This window comes from Jeotgalibacillus haloalkalitolerans, from assembly GCF_034427455.1.
Lineage (GTDB): Bacteria > Bacillota > Bacilli > Bacillales > Jeotgalibacillaceae > Jeotgalibacillus > Jeotgalibacillus haloalkalitolerans.
The window spans coordinates 844004-865575 of sequence record NZ_JAXQNN010000002.1 but is presented as its reverse complement, the minus strand read 5'-3'; the positions used below and the strand labels follow the sequence as shown (position 1 = coordinate 865575).

The following is a 21572-nucleotide window of genomic DNA, read 5'->3' as shown; positions in this document are numbered from 1 at the left end:
AAAGGGGATCAGGGATGGCTTTTACTCATTTGCATGTTACAAGTGCCTACAGTTTACTAAGCAGTACGATTTCCATATCAGAGCTGGTCGCACTGGCGAAGCGTGAAAAGCTGTCTGCACTTGCTCTGACAGACCACAATACGATGTATGGAGTGATCCCTTTTTATAAAGCCTGTCAAAAAGAAGGAATCAAACCGATTATCGGGCTGAAAGCTGATATCAGCAGAAATGATGAACAATCATTTCCGCTGATATTACTTGCAGAAACCGGTGAGGGATATAAGAATCTGATGAAAATCTCCAGTGCGATCTCAACGACAGGAAACCCGCTCCCTGAAAAATGGCTGAAAGCTTATTCAGCCGGGCTGATTGCCATTACGCCCGGGAGCGACGGTGAGATTGAAACGCTACTCATGCGCGGTCAAACCGAAGAAGCGGCTGCGAGCGCAATCAATCTCCGGCATCTGATGGGATCTGAACACTTTTATCTCGGACTTTCTCATCACCAGCGGAAAGAGGACGCGGAGCTCATCGGCTTAATTAAGACTCTGGCTGAGGAAACCGGTATTCCTTTAACCGCTACTTCTGAAGTGAGATACAGCGAGCCGGAGGATAAAACAGCTTATGAAGCAATGACTGCCCTGAGAGCCGGGCTGACAGTTGATGAAGTCAACCTGGAGGGAACATTTCATTTTCTTTCCCCGACAGAAGTTGAACAGCAGTTGTCTGATTTTCCGGAAGCGCTTGAAAATACGTATCACATTGCCTCGCGTTGTAATGTGAAAATTGACTTTTCATCCTCACACCTGCCTGTTTTTCCGGTACCTGAAGATGTGACGCAAAAAGAAGTGCTGGCACATCTCTGTGAGGAAGGGTTGAAAAAGCGGGTAGTCAATATCACTGATGAATACCGGAAAAGACTGCAGTATGAATTGGATGTAATCGACCGGATGGGATTTAATGATTATTTCCTGATTATCTGGGACGTCATGAAGTTTGCACGGGAGCAGCACATTCTGGCGGGACCGGGCCGTGGATCAGCGGCAGGTTCACTGGCAGCGTATGTATTGTATATCACTCATGTTGATCCGATTGAACACCGGCTGCTTTTTGAACGCTTTTTGAATCCTGAGCGGGTCACGCTTCCGGATATTGATCTCGATTTTCCAGATGACCGGCGCGATGAAGTGATTCAATACACAGCAGAAAAGTACGGCAGGAAAAAAGTAGCGCAGATTGCCACGTTCGGAACACTTTCTGCAAAAGCAGTGGCAAGAGATATGGCCAGAGTTTACGGAATGAGTTCAGGGGAAATGGAAGTGATTTCGAAATCAATTCCCTCCATACATGGCATCACTTTGAAAGAAGCTTACCAGCAGTCTCAGTCACTTCAGCGTTTTGTTAACCAGTCAGAAAGATATAAAGAATGGTTTAAAACAGCGGTGAAGCTCGAAGGTCTGCCGAGACATACCTCAGTCCATGCAGCAGGTGTCATCATCAGTGACGTTCCGCTTGCTGAAGTAGTACCACTTCAAAAAGGAACTGAATACGCGCACATTACGCAGTGGCCAATGGGTGCACTTGAAGAAATCGGGTTATTGAAAATGGACTATCTCGGACTCCGGAATCTGACCATTTTACATAGAGTCATTCAGACAGTGAGACAAACAGAGCCTCATTTTAAAATTGAACAGATTCCTTCAGATGACAGGGCTACATTTGAACTGCTGGGAAAAGGATGGACGAGCGGGATTTTTCAATTTGAAGCTGAAGGGGTAACGAAAGTGCTGATGACGCTTAAGCCATCAGAGTTTGAAGACCTTGTTGCCGTGAATGCCTTAAACCGTCCCGGACCGATGGAATTCATTCCCCAATATATCAAAAGAAAATATGGTCATGAAAAAGTTCCTTATATTCATCAAGATCTTAAACCTGTTTTATCCTCTACTTACGGCATTATTGTGTACCAGGAGCAGATCATGGAGATCGCCTCTAGGTTTGCCGGATTCTCTCTGGGTGAAGCGGATGTATTAAGGAGAGCAGTGAGTAAAAAAAATAAACAGGACCTAGACCGTGAAAGAAAAAGATTTACTGATGGTGCTGTAAAAAAGGGATACACCAGTCAGGCAGCAAATGAACTCTATGACCTGATTGTCAGATTTGCTGACTATGGATTCAACAGAAGTCATGCAGTAGCTTACAGTAAAATCGGTTACCAGCTCGCCTATTTAAAAGCGCATTATCCGGTCGCTTTTATGGCCGCACTGATGACTACTGCCACTGGTAATGAAGACAAAACAGCCCAATACATTAAAGAATGCAGAAAGCTGTCCATTCAGATCACACCCCCTGATATTAATAAAAGCATGCGCTACTTTAAAGGGGAGAATGGCGCAATCATATACAGCCTCAGTGCGATAAAAGGGGTCAGCAAACCTGCAGCAGAAGAGATTATACGTGTGAGGCAGGAACAGCCTTTCCGTGACTTTTTTGATCTGTGCAGCAGGCTGAACCCGAAGCTTGTCAATCGCAAGCTGCTTGAGCCGCTCATTTTTTCAGGCGCGCTTGATGGTTTTGGTCAGGACAGGTCCGTTCTGCTTGCTTCCATTGAAATAGCGATTAACCATGCAGGTCTCGTTCAGGGAGAAGGAAGCCTGTTTGAAGATCTCGATATCAAGCCGAAACACGCGAAAGCTTCTCCTATGCCGGCCGATCAGAAATTAGCCTGTGAAAAAGAAGTGCTGGGTATTTATCTATCTTCTCATCCTGTATCTGTTTACAGAGATATGCTTGAACACGCAGGTGCCATCAGGATTGATGAAGCGGCGCCGGGCATGAAAGGGATCATTGGTGCTTTTATCAATGAAGTCCGTGTGATCAGAACAAAAAAAGGTGAAAATATGTGCTTTATCACACTCAGTGATGAAACCGGTGATGTGGACGGGGTTGTGTTCCCTGATGTATTCAGAAAACAATCTTCAGTGATCCAAAAAGGATTGACTGCAGTACTGACCGGTAAAATAGAAGAACGAAATGGGAAAAATCAATTTGTGGTTCAGCATGCTGTTCCGGCTGAACAATATAATGGAATAAAAAATTCAAAAACACTTTTTTTAAGAATTCCTGACACGATGGAATCAGCAGACACGTTTGCAATGATCCAAAGGTATTGCAGCCAGTTTCCCGGCGGCACACCGGTCGTTGTATACGATGCGGGGTCCGGCAGTAAAAGAAAATTGAATATTGATGGTGTGAAACCCGGAAAAGACCTTCTGGATAAACTGATTCAGCTGGTTGGAAGTGAAAATGTAGTCGAACATTAAATTGCAAATGTTGAATTGTTTTTGTTATAGTGAATAAGAATGTGGTCTGACCAATTGTTAAATAAAGGGGTAACCCAAAAAATAGGAGTGAAGTTCTTTGTCATTACGAGATGAAGCACTGCATATGCACAGAGTGAACCAGGGGAAACTGGAGTCGAAATCAAAAGTATTAGTGAGGAATGCCGAGGAACTGAGCCTCGCATATTCACCTGGTGTAGCAGAACCATGTAAAGAAATTTATGATAAGCCGGAGACGGTATATGATTATACAATGAAGGGGAACATGGTTGCAGTTGTATCTGATGGTACAGCAGTACTCGGTCTTGGAAATATCGGGCCGGAAGCTTCACTGCCGGTAATGGAAGGAAAAGCAGTGCTGTTTAAAAGCTTTGCAGGCGTTGATGCTTTTCCGATCTGTCTCAATACAACAGAGATTGATAAAATTGTAGAAACAGTGAAACTGATGGAGCCGACATTTGGCGGTGTAAACCTTGAGGATATTGCGGCACCAAGATGCTTTGAAATTGAAGAGCGTCTGAAAAAAGAAACGAATATCCCTATTTTTCACGATGATCAGCACGGAACAGCCATTGTTACGGTAGCCGGTCTTGTAAATGCACTTAAGATCACAAATAAAGAGTTCTCTTCAATCAGAGTCGTTATGAACGGGGCAGGAGCTGCCGGGATTGCGATTATTAAGCTTTTATACAGTTATGGTGTAAGAGATATCATTATGTGTGATTCCAAGGGTGCGATCTATGAAGGACGTCCGTATGGAATGAATGAAGTCAAGCATAATGTCGCGAAGATCACCAACAGAGAACGTCTTGATGGCTCACTTGATGATGTCATTGAAGGTGCTGATGTCTTTATCGGCGTATCAGTAGCAGGTGCACTGACAGAGGAAATGGTTCAGAAAATGAACAATGACTCGATTATTTTTGCGATGGCGAATCCTGTTCCCGAGATCATGCCGGCACTTGCAAAAGCAAATGGTGCAAGTGTGGTTGGGACAGGCCGTTCAGATTTCCCGAACCAGGTCAACAATGTACTTGCTTTCCCGGGGATCTTCAGAGGGGCATTGGATGTGAGAGCGACTCATATTAATGAAAAGATGAAAATTGCTGCAGTAGAAGCAATTGCTTCACTGATTTCTGAAGATGAATTGAATGCTGATTATGTAATCCCGGCACCTTTTGATCCGCGGGTTGCACCGGCTGTTGCTTCCCGTGTTGCAAATGCGGCAATGGAAACAGGTGTAGCGAGAATAAAAGTGGATCCGGAAGAAGTCAGAGAGAAAACTGCGCGCTTATCTCAAATTGGAAAAAGCGAGTGACAGGCATTTGATTGAACATAAAAGATATATATCTGTTGTCCATCAGATCAGGGATATGATCAGAGAAGACCGTCTTACGGCTGGCAGCAGAATCCCATCAGAGCGTGAACTGTCGGAGCGATTCGGCGTTGCACGCTCTTCTGTCCGGGAAGCGTTAAGAGCGCTTGAACTGCTTGGATTAATTGAAACAAGGCGGGGAGAAGGCACTTTTCTCAGAGATTTCAGAGACCACCACCTGATTGACCTGCTGGGCATGTTTATTTTACAGGAGAGCCGCGCAGTCAGTGATGTGGCTGAAGTGAAAACATGGCTTGAAGAGGATGCCTTCAGAAGGGTGCTGGCTGCACCAAAAGAGGAAAGAATGCATCTGTTTGAGCATATCTCTTCTCAATATAAAAAGTCAGAGCTTAAGTTATTTACACATCTGAAAAGAGAATTGGTTGAAGCCGGCGGGAATCAGCTTTACGTGAAAATCTGGCTGATCCTGAATGATTTTCACAATGCTGAAAATCAAGTTCAGATTCCTTTGACAGATCAGTTAATGGATGAATTTTATCAGCATTTACTATCAGAAGATATTGAACAGTCGATGAAGCTGATCACAAATATAGAAAAATGACTAGGGAGGAAGACAGGTTGCTGAAGGATATATTTGCAAAAAAGAAAAAATACGCAACGATTCCATCTGAACATGATAAAAACGATGTACCGGAAGGAATATTGACGAAGTGTCCGAAATGTAAAAAAATCATCTATACAAAAGAAATCTATAAAAATCAGAAAGTTTGTCTGCAGTGCGGTTATCATCACCCGATGAATGCGGCAGAAAGAATTGAATGCCTTGCAGATGAAGGCTCTTTTCAGGAATTCAACCAGCAGCTGTCTTCTGAAAATCCACTTGGCTTCCCGGACTATCTGGAGAAGCTTGAGAAGGATAAGAAAAAGACCGGCTTGAATGAAGCAGTTGTAACAGGGATCTGTACAATTGATGGCAAAAAGACAGTACTGACGATTATGGATTCAACATTCAGAATGGGCAGTATGGGGTCAGTTGTCGGTGAGAAGATTGCAGAAGCGGTCAGAGTCGCAGAAGAGCAGGGTCTTCCGTTTATTATCTTTACCGCAAGTGGAGGCGCAAGGATGCAGGAAGGCGTTTTATCTCTGATGCAAATGGCAAAAACAAGCACTGCACTGAAGCGCTTCAGCGACAAAGGCGGACTGATTGTCTCTGTGATGACCCATCCAACTACAGGAGGCGTTTCTGCAAGCTTCGCTTCACTTGGCGATTATAATTTTGCAGAGCCTGGCGCACTGATCGGATTCGCCGGAAGAAGAATTATTGAACAGACAATCAGGGAAAAACTTCCCGAGGACTTCCAGACAGCGGAATTCCTGATGGAACATGGACAGCTTGATCAGGTCATCTCCCGTCTAGAAATGAAAGAAAAGCTGAGCGTGCTTCTTTCGCTGCATGAGAAAGGAGAATCATCATGGTAAATGAACTCGAGTTTGAAAAGCCCCTCAATCAGCTCCGGGAAAAAATCAATGAGTTAAAAGCATTCACTGCTGACTCGGAAGTTGACCTGAGTGAGGAAATCGCTAAACTTGAAGACCGTCTTTCCCGGCTTGAAGAAGACGTTTATTCTTCTATAAAGCCATGGGACCGTGTACAGCTGGCCCGGCATCCGGAACGCCCAACAGCCCTTGAGTACATAGAAGAGCTCTTTGAAGACTTCATGGAAATGCACGGGGACCGTCTGTATGGTGATGATCATGCAATTGTTGGCGGGATTGCAAGATACAAAGGAAATGCTGTAACCGTGATCGGTCATCAAAGAGGAAAAGATACGAAAGAAAATATTAAACGGAATTTCGGAATGCCGCATCCGGAAGGCTACCGTAAAGCGCTGCGCCTCATGAAGCAGGCTGAAAAGTTTGACCGTCCAATTATCTGTTTCATTGACACAAAAGGGGCATACCCTGGTAAGGCAGCGGAAGAACGCGGACAGAGTGAAGCGATCGCCAGGAACCTGTTTGAAATGGCAGGACTTACTGTACCGGTCGTTTGTATCGTGATTGGTGAAGGTGGAAGCGGAGGTGCTCTGGCACTTGGCGTCGGTAACCATATGCATATGCTTGAGAATTCAACGTACTCTGTTATTTCTCCTGAAGGTGCTGCTTCAATTCTCTGGAAGGATGCAGCGCTTGCAAAACAGGCCGCAGAATCTATGAGAATCACTGCACCGGATCTGAAGGAAATGGGTATCATTGATGAAATCATTCCTGAAGTAAGAGGCGGCGCTCACCGTGATATTAAACAACAGGCGGATGCGATTGATCAGGTGCTGTTGAAATCATTAAAAGAATTATCCCAATTTGATAAAGAATCACTTGTCGCACAACGTTATGACAAATTCCAGTCTATTGGTGAATTTACAAAAGAACCCGTTTAATAGAAAAACCTTTTCAGATCTTTTCTGAAAAGGTTTTTTCTTTTGTGAAATGTGTAAACAATAGAAGAAAGGAACATTCAGGTTATAATGTGTCTAAAATGTGTACAATTATGAAGGGTTAAGCGGTTACATTTTTATTAGTTTTATAAGAATGTGTGAGAGCTTAGACTAATGATTGAGAACAAAACGTCTTCATGTTATTTTTAAAAGGATGAAAACGGACTTGTACATCCAACTTCGGAACACTATTTCTGTGAAATAGTTAACATAATTTTTCAATTAAAGGTGGGAACATCGAAATGAAAAAAATTGGCGTATTGACCAGTGGTGGAGATGCTCCTGGTATGAATCCTGCTGTCAGAGCAGTTGTCCGGAAAGCCATCTACCACGGGCTTGAAGTATATGGGATTTACCAGGGTTATCAGGGTTTAATCTCTGGAAATATTGAAAAGCTTGAGCTTGGTTCTGTTGGTGACATTATTCACCGCGGGGGAACGAAGCTTTATTCTGCGCGATGCGAAGAGTTCAAAACACTTGAAGGGCAGAAAAAGGGCATTGAACAGCTGAAGAAATTCGGTATTGAAGGCCTGGTTGTCATTGGTGGAGACGGCTCATACATGGGGGCAAAAGCACTGACTGAGCATGGCTATCCATGTGTAGGTGTACCTGGAACGATTGATAATGATATTCCGGGAACTGATTTCACAATCGGATTTGATACTGCGCTGAATACAGTCATTGATGCGATTGATAAAATCCGTGATACTGCTACTTCTCATGAACGCACATTTATCATTGAAGTAATGGGAAGAAATGCAGGAGATATCGCACTGTGGTCAGGACTATCAGGTGGAGCAGAGTCTATTCTGATCCCTGAAGATCCATACAACATTGATAAAGTTGTAGAGAAAATTAAAAAAGGGCATGCGCGCGGCAAGAAGCACAGTATCATTATTGTGGCTGAAGGCGTTATGTCCGGCGGGGAATTTGCAGCAATGATGAAAGAAAAGACAGGTGTTGATACAAGAGTATCTGTTCTTGGTCATATGCAGCGTGGCGGTTCACCAACTGCTTCTGACCGCGTACTGGCAAGCCGCCTTGGTGCACGTGCTGTTGAACTATTAATGGAAAACAAGGGTGGACGTGCTGTTGGTATTCAGCGTAATGAGCTTGTTGACTATGATATTATTGAAGCATTGAAGATGGAGCACAAAGCAGACGTTGATCTGTACCGCTTATCACAGGAACTATCTATTTAATTGATTTCAGGAGGTATAACATGAGAAAAACAAAGATTGTATGTACGATTGGACCTGCAAGTGAAAGTATTGAAAAGCTGACACAACTGATGGAAGCTGGAATGAATGTAGCGCGTCTGAACTTCTCACACGGAGATTTTGATGAGCACGGAGCACGTATTAAAAACATCCGTGAAGCTGCAGCTAAATTAGGTAAGAACGTAGGGATTCTTTTAGATACAAAAGGTCCTGAAATCCGTACGAACACGATGGAAAACGGTGCGATTGAACTTGTTGCCGGCAACGAAATCATCGTATCAATGGAAGAAGTAGTAGGCACAACTGAAAAATTCTCTATTACTTACAGCGACCTTGTGAATGATGTAAATGAAGGCTCTAAAATTCTTCTTGATGATGGTCTGATTGGACTTGAAGTACTATCTGTTGATAAAAATGCAGGTGAGATCAGAACGAAAATCATGAACACTGGTACATTGAAGAACAAAAAAGGTGTGAACGTACCTGGTGTATCAGTGAATCTGCCTGGTATTACTGATAAAGATGCGAATGACATTCTTTTCGGAATTGAGCAGGGTGTAGACTTTATCGCAGCTTCATTCGTCCGTCGTGCATCTGATGTGATGGAAATCCGTGAACTGCTGGAGAAAAACGGTTCTCCAAAAATCAACATCATTCCTAAGATTGAAAACCAGGAAGGTGTAGATAACATTGATGAGATCCTTCAGGTTTCTGATGGCCTGATGGTTGCGCGTGGTGACCTTGGTGTTGAGATTCCGGCTGAAGAAGTACCATTGGTGCAAAAGCAGCTGATCCGTAAATGTAATGCTGTAGGGAAGCCTGTTATCACTGCTACACAAATGCTTGATTCAATGCAGCGCAACCCGCGTCCAACGCGTGCGGAAGCTTCTGACGTTGCGAATGCAATTTTTGATGGCACTGATGCAATCATGCTATCTGGTGAAACAGCAGCAGGTGATTATCCGGTAGAATCAGTTCAAACAATGAATAACATTGCATCAAGAGCTGAAGAAGCACTTGATTATAAAGCGATCCTTTCTAAGCGCAGCAAGCGTTTTGAACGCAATATGACTGATGCAATTGGTCAGGCAGTTGCGCATACTGCATTAAACCTTGAAGTGAACGCAATTATTGCGCCAACTGAAAGTGGTCATACAGCAAAAATGATTTCAAAATACCGTCCTGAAGCAACAATTGTTGCAGTTACTGCTGATGCATCTGTTTCCAGACGCCTTGCGCTTGTATGGGGTGTATATCCTCAGGTAGGTGCTAAGACTGAAACAACTGATGAAATGCTGGATATGGCAGTAACAGAAAGCTTAAACAGCGGCTGCGTTAAGCATGGCGACCTTGTCGTGATTACTGCGGGTGTACCGGTTGGGGAATCAGGTACAACAAACCTGATGAAGATCCACATTGTTGGTGATGTACTTGCAAAAGGTCAGGGAATCGGACGCAAATCAGGCTTTGGTAAAGTTGTAACAGCTTCAAATGCAAATGATGCACTTGATAAAGTAACAGAGGGATCAATCCTGGTTACAATCGGTACTGATAAAGAAATGATGCCTGCAATCGAAAAGTGCTCGGCACTGATCGTTGAAGAAGGCGGACTGACAAGTCATGCTGCAGTAGTCGGATTGAACCTTGGCTTACCTGTTATTGTTGGAGTGGATAATGCAACAGCTTTATTCACTGATGGACAGGAAGTAACAGTTGATGCGGAGCGTGGCGTGGTTTATAACGGACACGCAAGCGTACTGTAAATCATATTGAAAAAACCTGAGCGGATTTCCGTTCAGGTTTTTTTATTCTATGTAAGACTGTGCTAAAATAAAGACAGCGCGTAATGTTGAAAGGAGATATTCCTTGTGAGATGGTTAATGCTTTTAATCATTATTGTTCCGGCACTGGAAATCGCAATTCTGATCAGTGCTGGTAACCTGATCGGTGTTATACCGACAGTTCTTTTAATCATATTAACTGGTGTTCTGGGTGCATATCTGGCGAAATCTCAAGGGCTTCAGGCTTTGAAAAAAGTACAGAATATGACTGTATTTGATGGTGGTCCTGGTGATGCTGTCATTGATGGATTATGTATTTTAATTGGTGGTGTTGTGTTATTAACACCAGGTTTTATAACTGATGCGATCGGATTTTTATTGTTAATTCCTGCAACAAGGAATTTAATGAAGCCGCTGATCTATAAATGGATTCAGAAAAAAATGAGAAACGGCAATGTCATCATTCACAGACCATAACACACAGCAGCTGCTGTGTGTTTTTTAAGTCAGCGCTTTATAAATGGGTGCTCACCGGTTGTGATATACCGCCATACAGCTGTAAACAGCCTGATCTTGATCAGTACAGCCATCATGATCATAAAAACAGGCGTCAAAATAAGCCCTTTTAAGCCGAGCAAAGTGACAGAGGTATACAAAATAATGAGTGCTGCCAACGGATGCAGCCCCATTCTGTCTCCTACAATTTTAGGTTCAGCAATTTGCCGGACTGCAATGATTACGATATAAATCACCAGTGTTCCAGCTGCAGCAGCCGGTCCGGACTGTATAAAATAAAACACCGTCAGCGGTAAAAAAAGCAGCAGTGAACCGGCAAGAGGAACGAAATCCAGTCCTGCTGATAAAAGAGCCAGCAAAAATGGATGAGGGTTTCCGATTATGAGCAATCCGGTTAAGGTAATGATGAAAGTAAACAATGAAAGCAGCAGCTGTGATAAAAAATATGATCCTGCTTCACGCAATCCAAGTTCGCGGATCAGTTCAATTTGTTCAATCAGTTTTTTCGGCAATTTACTTTTCCAGGACTCAAAATCAGAAAGTATGTAATATGCCGCAATCATCACAATACCAAATGAAAATAAATACGACGGAAGGTTGCCCGCAAATTTTGAAGTCTCTGAAAGCAACTGTTTTCCCGCATTCAGAATCAGCTGTTCAAGTTCTTTGATCAGTAAAGTTAAATGTTTATGCGTCAGGTAAGGATGTGTCAGGTCATGAAGGAAAGTAGGAAAGCTCTGGACAATGTTCCTGATTGAACTGATTAGAACACTTGTATACTGCGGCAGGTGATTTGCCATTAAAAAGATCTCATTTTTCAAAAGGGCAAAGCAGCCGGTTATGAGAAGAGGTCCTGTTATAAATAACATCATTAATCCAAGCGCAACGCTCAATTTATAAGGTATCTTCAAGTAAGTGAACAGAACTTTGACAACTGGATAGACGAAGAGTGAGAGGAGTGCCCCGATCGCAAATGGCATGAAATACATCAATATCACTTTTAACGTAAGAAATACAATGATTATCGCGACGATGACTTGAAAGCAACGTTTTAACACAGAGTTGTCCTCCCGTGACAGCCTGGAATGTTTGAAGATGGAGGTATGAAAATGATCAATCCGGCAATGATATTTTTAATTTTATTACTCGCAATCGGATTTTTTGCTAAAAATAATTCTCTTATGATTGCAGTTCTTTTTCTTATCCTATTAAAAGTTGCGGGTGCTGATGAGAAAATTTTTGCTTTTATTCAGGGGAAGGGAATTAACTGGGGTGTCACGATTATTACAATTGCTGTTCTTGCCCCGATCGCAAGCGGCGCAATCGGGTTTAAAGAGCTGACTGATGCGGTAAAGTCACCATATGCGTGGGTGGCACTCGCTTCAGGTATCGCGGTAGCCCTGATCGCAAAAGGTGGTATTTCACTTTTACAGGAGGACCCGCATATAACAGTTGCGCTGGTATTCGGAACAATCCTTGCAGTTGCATTATTTAACGGAATTGCTGTAGGACCGCTGATTGGAGCGGGAATTGCATATAGTGCAATGAAAATTTTCGAGTGGGTTTCAAACGTTTTCTGATGATGTCAAATTTCGTCAAATTAAATTAATCCCGGCAAATTAATGCGTTTTCATTCACAAAGTTCTGATTATTGATTATAATGGACAATGTAAGCGCATCCGAAATGACGAATTCCATTCTGTCAGCTGACTGAGCAACCGCTCAGTTTTTATGTGATGACAATGCCGTATTTTAAATGCCGGTCAGGCTTTAAATACAAGACTAAGATTAAAAGGAGAGATTTGTTTATGACAGCAACGAGAGGTTTAGAAAACGTTGTAGCAACTACTTCATCGATCAGCTCAATTATTGATGACACACTTACATACGTTGGTTACAATATCGACGACTTAACTGAAAATGCGAGCTTTGAAGAAATCATTTATCTTCTTTGGCATTTGCGCCTGCCAAAAGAAAATGAGCTTGCAGAACTGAAGCAGCAGCTTGCTGATAATATGGCGATTCCTGATGAAGTGATCGCACAAATTAAAGCAATGCCTGTTGATAAGGTTCACCCAATGGCTGCTGTCCGTACTGCAGTATCAGCACTGGGGCTGTTTGATGAAGAAGCAGACGTAATGGAAGAAGAAGCGAACTACCGTAAAGCAATTCGTCTTCAGGCGAAAATTGCTACAATCGTAACTGCTTTTGCACGAATCCGTAAAGGCCAGGAGCCGATTGCACCTAAAGCCGATCTCAGCTTTGCGGCTAACTTCCTGTATATGCTGAATGGCGAATTGCCTGAGGATATTGAAGTGGAAGCAATGAATAAAGCGCTTGTGCTGCATGCTGACCACGAACTGAATGCATCTACATTCACTGCACGTGTATGTGTAGCCACATTGTCAGATGTATACTCAGGTGTAACAGCTGCAATCGGTGCGCTAAAAGGACCGCTTCATGGTGGAGCAAATGAGCAGGTAATGAAGACGTTAACTGAAATTGGTTCAGTTGAAAACGTTGAGTCTGTGATCCGTAAAAAGCTTGAAAATAAAGAAAAAATCATGGGCTTCGGTCACCGTGTATATCAGCAGGGAGACCCTCGTGCGAAGCATCTTCGTGAAATGTCTAAAAAGCTGACTGAGCTTCGCGGAGAATCAAAATGGTATGAGATGTCTGTTAAGATTGAAGAAATCGTGACATCTGAAAAGAAACTTCCACCTAATGTGGACTTCTATTCTGCATCTGTCTACCACAGCCTTGGCATTGACCATGACCTGTTCACACCAATCTTTGCAGTAAGCCGTGTATCAGGCTGGCTGGCTCATATTCTTGAGCAGTATTCCAACAACCGCCTGATCCGCCCGAGAGCTGAATACACAGGTCCTGGCATGCAGGAATATGTACCGGTTGAAAAGCGGTAAATTCACTGAACATTTTACAAACTGACTGATAACTGATGTAATAGTAAATAACGCTGGGGGACTGACGGACTCCGTCAGTCCCCGGCCAATGATATTTGGAGGGAAAGACTTATGACACAAGGTGAAAAAATTTCAGTATCAAACGGCAATCTTCAGGTGCCAAACAATCCAATCGTACCTTTTATCGAGGGTGACGGTACAGGTCCGGATATCTGGGCTTCTGCACAGCGCGTATTAGACGCAGCTGTTGAAAAAGCATATAACGGAGAAAAGAAAATTGCATGGAAAGAAGTTCTTGCAGGACAAAAAGCTTTTGACCAGACTGGTGAATGGCTTCCACAGGCTACACTTGATGCAATCAACGAATACTTTATTGCAATTAAAGGACCTCTTACAACACCAATCGGCGGAGGAATCCGCTCGTTAAACGTGGCACTTCGTCAGCAGCTTGACCTGTTCACGTGCCTGCGTCCAGTACGTTACTTTGAAGGTGTACCTTCACCGGTTAAGCGCCCTGAAGACACAGACATGGTGATCTTCCGTGAAAACACTGAAGATATCTACGCTGGTATCGAATTTGCTGAAGGATCAGACGAAGTGAAAAAGCTGATCAACTTCCTTCAGGATGAAATGGGTGCGACAAATATCCGTTTCCCTGAAACTGCTGGTATCGGTGTAAAGCCGGTATCTAAAGAAGGTACTGAGCGTCTTGTCCGTGCAGCGATTAACTATGCGCTGACTGAAGGCCGTAAATCAGTAACGCTTGTCCACAAAGGTAACATCATGAAGTTCACTGAAGGTGCTTTCAAGCGCTGGGGTTACGATCTTGCTGAGCGTGAATTCGGAGATAAAGTATTCACTTGGAATCAGTATGATCAGATCAAAGATGAGCAGGGTACAGACGCTGCAAACAAAGCACAGAGTGATGCTGAAGCAGCTGGCAAAATCATCGTGAAGGATTCAATCGCAGATATCTTCCTTCAGCAGATCCTTACTCGCCCTGCTGAGTTTGATGTAGTAGCTACTATGAACCTGAACGGAGACTACATCTCTGATGCACTTGCAGCACAGGTTGGCGGTATCGGTATCGCACCTGGTGCAAACATTAACTATGACACAGGACATGCGATCTTTGAAGCAACTCATGGTACAGCGCCAAAGTATGCCGGTCTTGATAAAGTTAACCCATCTTCAGTCATTCTTTCAGGTGTACTTCTTCTTGAGCACCTTGGCTGGAACGAAGCTGCAGACCTGATTTCTAAATCAATGGAAAAGACAATTGCATCTAAAGTTGTAACGTATGACTTTGCACGTCTGATGGATGGCGCTACAGAAGTGAAGTGCTCTGAATTCGGAACTGCATTAATTGAAAATATGTAAGACATTCAGGCCGGCATTTGCCGGCCTTTAACTACATAATTTTTTACTGGGAGGAATTAGAAATGGCATTTACACGTAATAAAATCTCGGTAGTTGGCGCAGGTTTTACCGGTGCTACAACTGCATTGTTTTTAGCTCAAAAAGAACTTGGAGATATCGTGCTTGTAGACATTCCTCAAAATGAAGGGCCGACAAAAGGGAAAGCGCTCGATATGCTTGAAGCGGGTCCTGTGTTCGGTTATGACGTAACAATTAAAGGTACATCTGATTATGCTGACACTGCAGATTCTGATGTTGTTATCATTACTGCAGGGCTGCCGAGAAAACCGGGTATGAGCCGTGATGACCTTGTACAGACGAATGAAAAAATCATGAAATCAGTCACTGCTGAAATTGTGAAACATTCACCTGACACAACGATTCTGGTACTGTCAAACCCAGTGGATGCGATGACATATACAGTATTTAAAGAGTCCGGCTTCCCGAAAGAACGTGTGATTGGTCAATCCGGCGTACTGGATACTGCAAGATTCAATACATTTGTAGCTGAAGAACTCGGTTTATCTGTGAAGGATATTCAGGGGTTTGTACTTGGTGGTCACGGAGATGACATGGTACCACTGACGCGCTATTCAAATGCAGGCGGTGTTCCGCTTGAAAAATTAATTCCAAAAGAACGTCTTGAGGAAATCATCGAGCGCACAAGAAAAGGCGGCGGTGAAATTGTCGCACTGCTTGGTAACGGTTCAGCTTATTATGCGCCGGCTGCAGCTCTGATGGAAATGACTGAAGCGATCTTAAAAGATCAAAAGCGTGTATTACCGTCAGTTGCCTATCTTGAAGGTGAATACGGCTTTGATGGGATCTACCTTGGCGTGCCGACAGTTCTTGGGGGCAAGGGGATCGAAAAGATCATTGAGCTTGACCTGACAGATGAAGAGAAAACACAGCTTCAAAAATCTGCAGATTCAGTACGCAGTGTGATGAGTGCATTATCATCAACTTGAATATGAGGAGGAACTGCTGAACCGGGCAGTTCCTTTTTTGCAAAGTGAGATAAAAAGCTTACTTAATATAAGATACTTCACTTATAATGAAGACAGAGGATTAAAAAATATTGAAAAAAACTCAGGGGTTATGATCAAAGTCATCAAGGGGGAATAAACATGTTACTGGGGAAAAAAAGAAAGATCGGACGTCAGATTGAAGATATGTCAATCGGAGAAAAATTAACACTAACTGAAAAAATCGAAGATAAGGACCTGCTGTTATTTCTGGGATTAACGAATGATTCAAATCCACTTTATATTCAGCACGACTATGCTTCACAGACCTCATATAAAAAACCGATTGTACCAACAATCATGCTGACAGGATTTGTGACATCAGCTGTTTCAAAATATATGCCTGGACCGGGATCTCATATAAAGAGTCACAATCTGAGCTTTCCAAAACCGTTATACCACTATGCGACTGTAGACTATGTATTTGAAATTAAAGCCATTGACCGCCCGAAATCAGAAGTTGAAATCAGCGTGCGCGGCACAGATGAAAGCGGAGACACAGTCATTGAAGGAACAGTCGTCGTCTGCCCACCGGACAAACTTCAAAAATTTAACAGTTCAGCACTGGAAAATTTCTAAAAGACCTTCTTATAAGGTCTTTTTTTTGAAAATTAACTAGTATGAATTTATTTCCATTTAGCTGATGATTGGAGCGTAAGGCGGCGACTCCGGTACAGCGGGAAGCTGAGACCCCGCAAGGCTTGCCTAAGGAGGCTCAGCAACCACCGTCCGGAAAGCGTCCGCCTGAAGCGGAGATCAGCAGCGGCTAATCTATACTTTACAATTCACATAATAAAATCGCCATCCCTGCTGAATTTGTACTATAATGGAATCGGATGATCTGGGGTTAATACTAGCTTCTGGAGGGTTAAGATGAAGAAAAAAGTACTGGTTGTAGATGATGAACAGTCGATTGTGACACTGTTAAAGTATAATTTGGAACAGTCAGGCTATGAAGTATTAACGGCATATGACGGTGCTGAAGGAATTGCGCTTGTAGAAAGTGAAGATCCTGATCTGCTGGTGCTCGATCTGATGCTCCCGGTAATGGATGGCATTGAAGTGTGCAAGCAGCTTCGCCAAAAACAGATTCATATACCAATCATTATGCTGACTGCAAAAGATGAGGAGTTTGATAAAGTACTCGGTCTTGAGCTTGGTGCTGATGATTATATGACAAAACCATTCAGTCCACGGGAAGTTGTAGCGAGAGTAAAGGCGATCCTCCGCAGGTCAGGACGGTTGGAAGTAAAAGAACCTGAGGTGGAAGAGGATTTTATCGAGCTTGGGGAAGTGAAGGTATATCCTGAACAATATGAAGCTTTCTATAAAGGGGAGCATATTGATCTGACGCCGAAAGAATTTGAATTACTCGTGTATTTAATTGAAAATAAAGGCCGCGTATTAACGAGAGATCAGCTTTTACAGACAGTCTGGAACTATGACTTTGCAGGGGATACACGTATTGTGGATGTTCACATCAGCCATTTACGTGAAAAGATTGAAGAGAATACGAAAAAGCCGGTTTATATTAAAACAATCAGGGGTCTTGGTTATAAAATGGAGAAGCCAAAAGTAACGTGAGGCTGACTTCATTTAAAGGCCGGCTGCTCTTTGCATTAATAACGCTGATTGTGTTAGTGCTGGTAGGCCTTGGGATTATCATCGGAGAATTGGTGAAATCTTATTATCTGAATGCACTGCACTCAAGAATAGAAAAAGAAATGAATATTGTGATTAACCAGACTGAACGTGAGCCGTCTTTTAATGAGTTGAGATCTGAATTATTTGATGAACTGAGTGAAGTCCTGGAAACGAGAATCACAATCTTAAATGAAGATACTGAAATGGTGTACGATTCCGGTCAGACAGTCTCAGATATTGACCATGAGATGATGCTTGATGAGATTGATAACTCTCTGCCTGGACCTTCAAACGGTATTGTAAGGTTCCCGGCGGATACTGATGATACAAACTTTTATTATATCAGTAATGTGGAAACAGGTTCTGAAAGTGGTTATGTCGTTCTTGCCGCTTCTTTTGATAACCTGGAAAATGTATACCGGCAGATCTGGCTGATATTGGCGATCACACTCGGTGCCGCGCTTGGGATGATCATTTATATCGGTGCCAGAATTACAAACCAATATACAAAGCCGATCGAATCAGCGACTGAAGTGGCCATTCAGCTTGCTAAAGGGAATTATAAGGCGCGGACATTTGAAGATCGGGCAGATGAAACAGGTATGTTAAGCAATGCGATTAACATTCTTGCAAGAAACCTTCAGGAAATGGTCAGTGAGCAGTCTGTCCAGCAGGATCGGTTAAAAACATTGATTGAAAACATGGGTAGCGGTCTGATCATGATTGACAAGCAGGGGTATATTGTTCTTGTTAACCGGCCATTCCTCACTTTCTTTCATTCGAAAATAGAAGACGTCCTAAATGAAAGCTATGTGGACGTTTTTAAAAACCAGCAGGTCAATGCGCTTGCTGAAGAAGTGTTTTTAACAGAACAGCGCGTCAGAAAACAGATTCTGATTGAAGAGACATTTCCTCAGAAGCACCTTGAAGTGTATGGTGCGCCGATTATCGGTGAACGCAGTGCATGGCAGGGCATTGTCCTGGTGTTTCATGATATCTCAGAGCTGAAAAAACTCGAGCAGATGAGAAAAGACTTTGTGGCCAATGTATCACATGAAGTAAAAACGCCAATTACTTCGATTAAAGGATTTACAGAAACACTGCTTGATGGTGCGATGAATGATAAAGGTGCACTGGAGTCATTTCTTCAAATCATCGCAAAAGAAAGTGACAGGCTGCAAATGCTCATTCAGGATCTTCTGGAGCTTTCTCGAGTTGAGCAGCAGGGATTCAAGTTAACGCTTGGTCAGGTCGATATTGCTGAAACCTTAGAGGATGTCTCTATGATGATGACTCATAAGGCAAATCAAAAAAATGCCTCTATCCAGCTGGACCTGCAGAAACCTCTGATGATTGAAGGAGATGCAGACAGACTGAAGCAGGTGTTTATTAACCTGCTGACCAATGCTTTAACGTACTCTTATGCCAATCAGGATGTCATCGTTAAATCTAAAAAGCTGGAGGATCGAATTCAGCTGCAGTTTATAGACCATGGGATTGGTATGGAGAAAGAAGAGCTCTCACGGATTTTTGAACGCTTTTACAGAGTGGATAAAGCGCGCAGCAGAAATTCCGGAGGGACAGGACTTGGACTAGCAATTGTAAAACATATCATCGAAGTTCATAACGGTGAAATCACTGTAGACAGTGAACCTGAGAAAGGAACGGTTTTCACAATCACATTACCGTTAAAAGTGAATAAGTAGCAGGAATGTGAATCTTTACATGAAATTTACACTGGCATGACAGTGACTTAATATTTCATTGATAAGATACTAAGTGAAAACCCCTTCATCCAGGGAACCCCAAGAAAAAGCGTGAACAGACCCCGTTCACGCTTTTTCTATTGTGCTTAAAAGATCTTGAAACCTTTTTGTAATATTTAACGTATAGAAGTTATTACATACAGAAAGGAAGATAGACATGAGTATCAGGCGGATCATGGCCGGCATTGGCATTGTCGTCGGTTCGGCATTATTATTAATTGTTCTTTTTACATCATGGTACACAGTCGATGAATCAGAACAGGCACTCGTTCTGACATTTGGTGAAGCCAACGAAACAATTACAGAATCCGGGCTGAAATTTAAACTGCCCTGGCCAATACAGCAAGTAGAAATTTTATCTAAGGAAACATTTAGTCTTCAGTTCGGTTATGAAGAGGAAGATGGAGAAATCAAATCCTTTCCTGAAGAAACTGTGATGATTACCGGAGATGAATATATCGTGCTTGCAGACCTTGTAGTACAGTGGAAAATTACAGAACCAAAAGATTATTTATTCAACGCTGAGGATCCACAGGAAGTTTTATACGATGCAACGTCAGCATCAATCAGAAGTATTATCGGAAGCTCCACAATCGATGCTGCCCTGACTTCAGGTAAGGCGGAAATTGAGGCTGAAACAAGAGAGCTGCTCGCATCACTAATTGAAAAATATGAGATCGGTGTTTCAGTACAGGCAGTCCAGCTGCAGGATGTTGAACTCCCGAATGCTGAAGTGCGTCAGGCATTTACTGCTGTAACAGATGCACGTGAAGGCGCGATTACGAAAGAAAATGAAGCGAAAAAATATCGCAGCCAGAAAGTGAATGAAGCAAAAGGTGAAAAAGACGCAATTATTTCAAGAGCCGAAGGTGAGAGAGCTTCCAGAATCGAACAGGCGCGAGGAGATATTGCCATCTTTAATGAAATTCTGATCGAGTATCAAAATAACCCTGAAATTACCCGTGAGCGCTTAATCCTTGAAACATTGGAAGAGGTACTCCCTGGTACAAAGCTCTATATCATGAATGATGACGGCGATACTATGAAATACCTCCCTTTAAAGCCGGAGCGTCAGCAGCAGCCCGCAGTGACTGAAGAAAGTGAGGAATCTGCAAATGGACAATGATCAGAATAAAATTTTTGAATTTAATAAAAAGCCGAAAACTAATAAACCAAAAACAGAGATTGAGTGGCGGAAATTCACTAAGGTATTCATACTCATTGGTCTATTACTGTTCCTCCTGATTACGACACTTTTAAATGTGTTCATTGTAAAAGAAGGTGAATACCGGGTTGTACGACAGTTTGGAGAAGTGGTTAAAATCATTGACGAGCCCGGCTTAAACGCGAAAATTCCTTTTGTACAATCAGTGACAACACTGCCTAAGTATCAAATGACCTATGATGTGTCAGAAGCGGAAATCAATACAAAAGACAAAAAGAGACTGATTATTGATAACTATTCAGTCTGGCGTATCACTGATCCGGTCAGCATGATCTCTAACGCCGGTACGATGATAAACGCTGAGTCACGTATGGAAGAATATATTTACTCGGTTGTCAGATCTGAGCTTGGTCAGTTTGATTATGATCAGATTATTAATGATGAAAAATCCTCCCGGGGAAGTTTGAATGACCGGATTACTGAGAGGGTAAATGAACTTCTGAAACAGGAGCAATTTGGAATTGAAGTGGTTGATGTACGCATGAAACAGACAAACCTTCCTGAAGAAAATGAACAGGCGGTTTATACGAATATGATCTCTGAGCGTCAGGCAACAGCACAGGATTACCTGTCTACAGGCGATGCCAACAAAAACAGGATTGAAGCTAATACAGACCGTGAAGTAAGAGAGCTTCTATCAACGGCGAATGCTGATGCAGATGTGATTCGTGCAGAAGGTGAAGCAGAGGCTGCAAGAATGTATAATGAGGCATTCTCTGAGGACCCGGAGTTCTATGAGCTCTATAGAACACTTGAATCATACAAGACAACGGTAAATGATGAAACAATGATCATTCTGCCGTCTGATTCACCATACGCGTCACTTCTTCAAGGTATAACAGAATAATGCCCGCTGTTTTCCCTTTCATTTTGGACATGCTAA

Annotated in this window: 18 protein-coding genes; 17 read left to right on the top strand and 1 reads right to left on the bottom strand. The window is 42.8% G+C overall.

Annotated features, from left to right (window positions below; all coding sequences use genetic code 11):
* Positions 1–14: 14 nt before the first annotated feature.
* From dnaE to UFB30_RS09380, 8 genes are all read left to right on the top strand, one after another.
* The gene (gene dnaE / locus UFB30_RS09415) at positions 15–3323 is read left to right on the top strand and encodes a DNA polymerase III subunit alpha (protein WP_322421411.1); all 3309 of its coding nucleotides are present in this window, start codon (positions 15–17) and stop codon (positions 3321–3323) included.
* A gap of 97 nt (positions 3324–3420) precedes the next feature.
* A complete protein-coding gene (ystJ, locus tag UFB30_RS09410; RefSeq protein WP_322421410.1) occupies positions 3421–4659 on the top strand; it encodes an NADP-dependent malic enzyme in 1239 nt (412 codons plus the stop codon).
* Positions 4660–4666: 7 nt separating this feature from the next.
* Positions 4667–5278 carry a FadR/GntR family transcriptional regulator gene (locus tag UFB30_RS09405; RefSeq protein ID WP_322421409.1) on the top strand — a complete coding sequence of 204 codons (612 nt, stop codon included), beginning with the start codon at positions 4667–4669 and terminating at the stop codon, positions 5276–5278.
* A 17-nt stretch (positions 5279–5295) separates the two neighbouring features.
* Positions 5296–6156 (top strand): acetyl-CoA carboxylase, carboxyltransferase subunit beta, encoded by an 861-nt coding sequence (gene accD / locus UFB30_RS09400; protein ID WP_322421408.1) that lies wholly within the window; start codon positions 5296–5298, stop codon positions 6154–6156.
* The gene (accA, locus tag UFB30_RS09395) at positions 6150–7112 is read left to right on the top strand and encodes an acetyl-CoA carboxylase carboxyl transferase subunit alpha (RefSeq protein WP_322421407.1); all 963 of its coding nucleotides are present in this window, start codon (positions 6150–6152) and stop codon (positions 7110–7112) included. Before accD ends, accA begins: the two co-directional genes overlap by 7 nt.
* A 299-nt stretch (positions 7113–7411) precedes the next feature.
* A complete protein-coding gene (gene pfkA / locus UFB30_RS09390; protein WP_322421406.1) occupies positions 7412–8371 on the top strand; it encodes a 6-phosphofructokinase in 960 nt (319 codons plus the stop codon).
* A gap of 20 nt (positions 8372–8391) precedes the next feature.
* On the top strand, positions 8392–10152 hold the full coding sequence (gene pyk, locus UFB30_RS09385; RefSeq protein ID WP_322421405.1) for a pyruvate kinase: 1761 nt from the start codon (positions 8392–8394) through the stop codon (positions 10150–10152).
* 105 nt (positions 10153–10257) lie between these two features.
* Positions 10258–10647, top strand: coding sequence for an FxsA family protein (locus UFB30_RS09380; RefSeq protein WP_322421404.1), 390 nt, complete (start codon positions 10258–10260; stop codon positions 10645–10647).
* Between the two features lie 29 nt (positions 10648–10676).
* Here the strand turns inward: UFB30_RS09380 and UFB30_RS09375 are convergent, their stop codons facing one another.
* Entirely contained in the window at positions 10677–11744 is a 1068-nt protein-coding gene (locus tag UFB30_RS09375; RefSeq protein WP_322421403.1) for an AI-2E family transporter, read from the bottom strand.
* Positions 11745–11795: 51 nt separating this feature from the next.
* On the opposite strand from UFB30_RS09375, the gene UFB30_RS09370 reads away from it, so the two are divergent.
* The 9 genes from UFB30_RS09370 (at position 11796) to hflC (ending at position 21536) form a co-directional block, all read left to right on the top strand.
* A complete protein-coding gene (locus UFB30_RS09370) occupies positions 11796–12266 on the top strand; it encodes a DUF441 domain-containing protein (protein WP_322421402.1) in 471 nt (156 codons plus the stop codon).
* 228 nt (positions 12267–12494) lie between these two features.
* Entirely contained in the window at positions 12495–13610 is a 1116-nt protein-coding gene (citZ, locus tag UFB30_RS09365; protein ID WP_322421401.1) for a citrate synthase, read from the top strand.
* A 111-nt stretch (positions 13611–13721) separates the two neighbouring features.
* On the top strand, positions 13722–14990 hold the full coding sequence (gene icd, locus UFB30_RS09360; RefSeq protein WP_322421400.1) for an NADP-dependent isocitrate dehydrogenase: 1269 nt from the start codon (positions 13722–13724) through the stop codon (positions 14988–14990).
* Positions 14991–15052: 62 nt separating this feature from the next.
* Positions 15053–15997 carry a malate dehydrogenase gene (gene mdh, locus UFB30_RS09355; RefSeq protein WP_322421399.1) on the top strand — a complete coding sequence of 315 codons (945 nt, stop codon included), beginning with the start codon at positions 15053–15055 and terminating at the stop codon, positions 15995–15997.
* A gap of 159 nt (positions 15998–16156) precedes the next feature.
* On the top strand, positions 16157–16633 hold the full coding sequence (locus UFB30_RS09350) for a MaoC/PaaZ C-terminal domain-containing protein (protein WP_322421398.1): 477 nt from the start codon (positions 16157–16159) through the stop codon (positions 16631–16633).
* Positions 16634–16927: 294 nt separating this feature from the next.
* Positions 16928–17638 (top strand): response regulator transcription factor, encoded by a 711-nt coding sequence (locus UFB30_RS09345; RefSeq protein ID WP_322421397.1) that lies wholly within the window; start codon positions 16928–16930, stop codon positions 17636–17638.
* Between the two features lie 2 nt (positions 17639–17640).
* Positions 17641–19404: a two-component system histidine kinase PnpS gene (gene pnpS, locus UFB30_RS09340; RefSeq protein ID WP_494337695.1), complete on the top strand. Its 1764-nt coding sequence runs from the start codon at positions 17641–17643 to the stop codon at positions 19402–19404.
* 217 nt (positions 19405–19621) lie between these two features.
* Positions 19622–20590: an FtsH protease activity modulator HflK gene (hflK, locus tag UFB30_RS09335; protein WP_322421395.1), complete on the top strand. Its 969-nt coding sequence runs from the start codon at positions 19622–19624 to the stop codon at positions 20588–20590.
* Complete coding sequence (hflC, locus tag UFB30_RS09330) at positions 20580–21536, top strand: protease modulator HflC (RefSeq protein ID WP_322421394.1); 957 nt, start codon at positions 20580–20582, stop codon at positions 21534–21536. Before hflK ends, hflC begins: the two co-directional genes overlap by 11 nt.
* The last annotated feature ends 36 nt before the right edge of the window (positions 21537–21572 follow it).

What these genes read in the sequence shown, in the direction of transcription:
- pfkA (WP_322421406.1), top strand. Translation starts at nt 7,412, where the DNA reads ATGAAAAAAATTGGCGTATTGACCAGTGGTGGAGATGCTCCTGGTATG.
- pyk (WP_322421405.1), top strand. Translation starts at nt 8,392, where the DNA reads ATGAGAAAAACAAAGATTGTATGTACGATTGGACCTGCAAGTGAAAGT.
- mdh (WP_322421399.1), top strand. Translation starts at nt 15,053, where the DNA reads ATGGCATTTACACGTAATAAAATCTCGGTAGTTGGCGCAGGTTTTACC.
- hflK (WP_322421395.1), top strand. Translation starts at nt 19,622, where the DNA reads ATGAGTATCAGGCGGATCATGGCCGGCATTGGCATTGTCGTCGGTTCG.
- UFB30_RS09350 (WP_322421398.1), top strand. Translation starts at nt 16,157, where the DNA reads ATGTTACTGGGGAAAAAAAGAAAGATCGGACGTCAGATTGAAGATATG.
- citZ (WP_322421401.1), top strand. Translation starts at nt 12,495, where the DNA reads ATGACAGCAACGAGAGGTTTAGAAAACGTTGTAGCAACTACTTCATCG.
- dnaE (WP_322421411.1), top strand. Translation starts at nt 15, where the DNA reads ATGGCTTTTACTCATTTGCATGTTACAAGTGCCTACAGTTTACTAAGC.
- UFB30_RS09370 (WP_322421402.1), top strand. Translation starts at nt 11,796, where the DNA reads ATGATCAATCCGGCAATGATATTTTTAATTTTATTACTCGCAATCGGA.
- hflC (WP_322421394.1), top strand. Translation starts at nt 20,580, where the DNA reads ATGGACAATGATCAGAATAAAATTTTTGAATTTAATAAAAAGCCGAAA.
- UFB30_RS09345 (WP_322421397.1), top strand. Translation starts at nt 16,928, where the DNA reads ATGAAGAAAAAAGTACTGGTTGTAGATGATGAACAGTCGATTGTGACA.
- accA (WP_322421407.1), top strand. Translation starts at nt 6,150, where the DNA reads ATGGTAAATGAACTCGAGTTTGAAAAGCCCCTCAATCAGCTCCGGGAA.
- icd (WP_322421400.1), top strand. Translation starts at nt 13,722, where the DNA reads ATGACACAAGGTGAAAAAATTTCAGTATCAAACGGCAATCTTCAGGTG.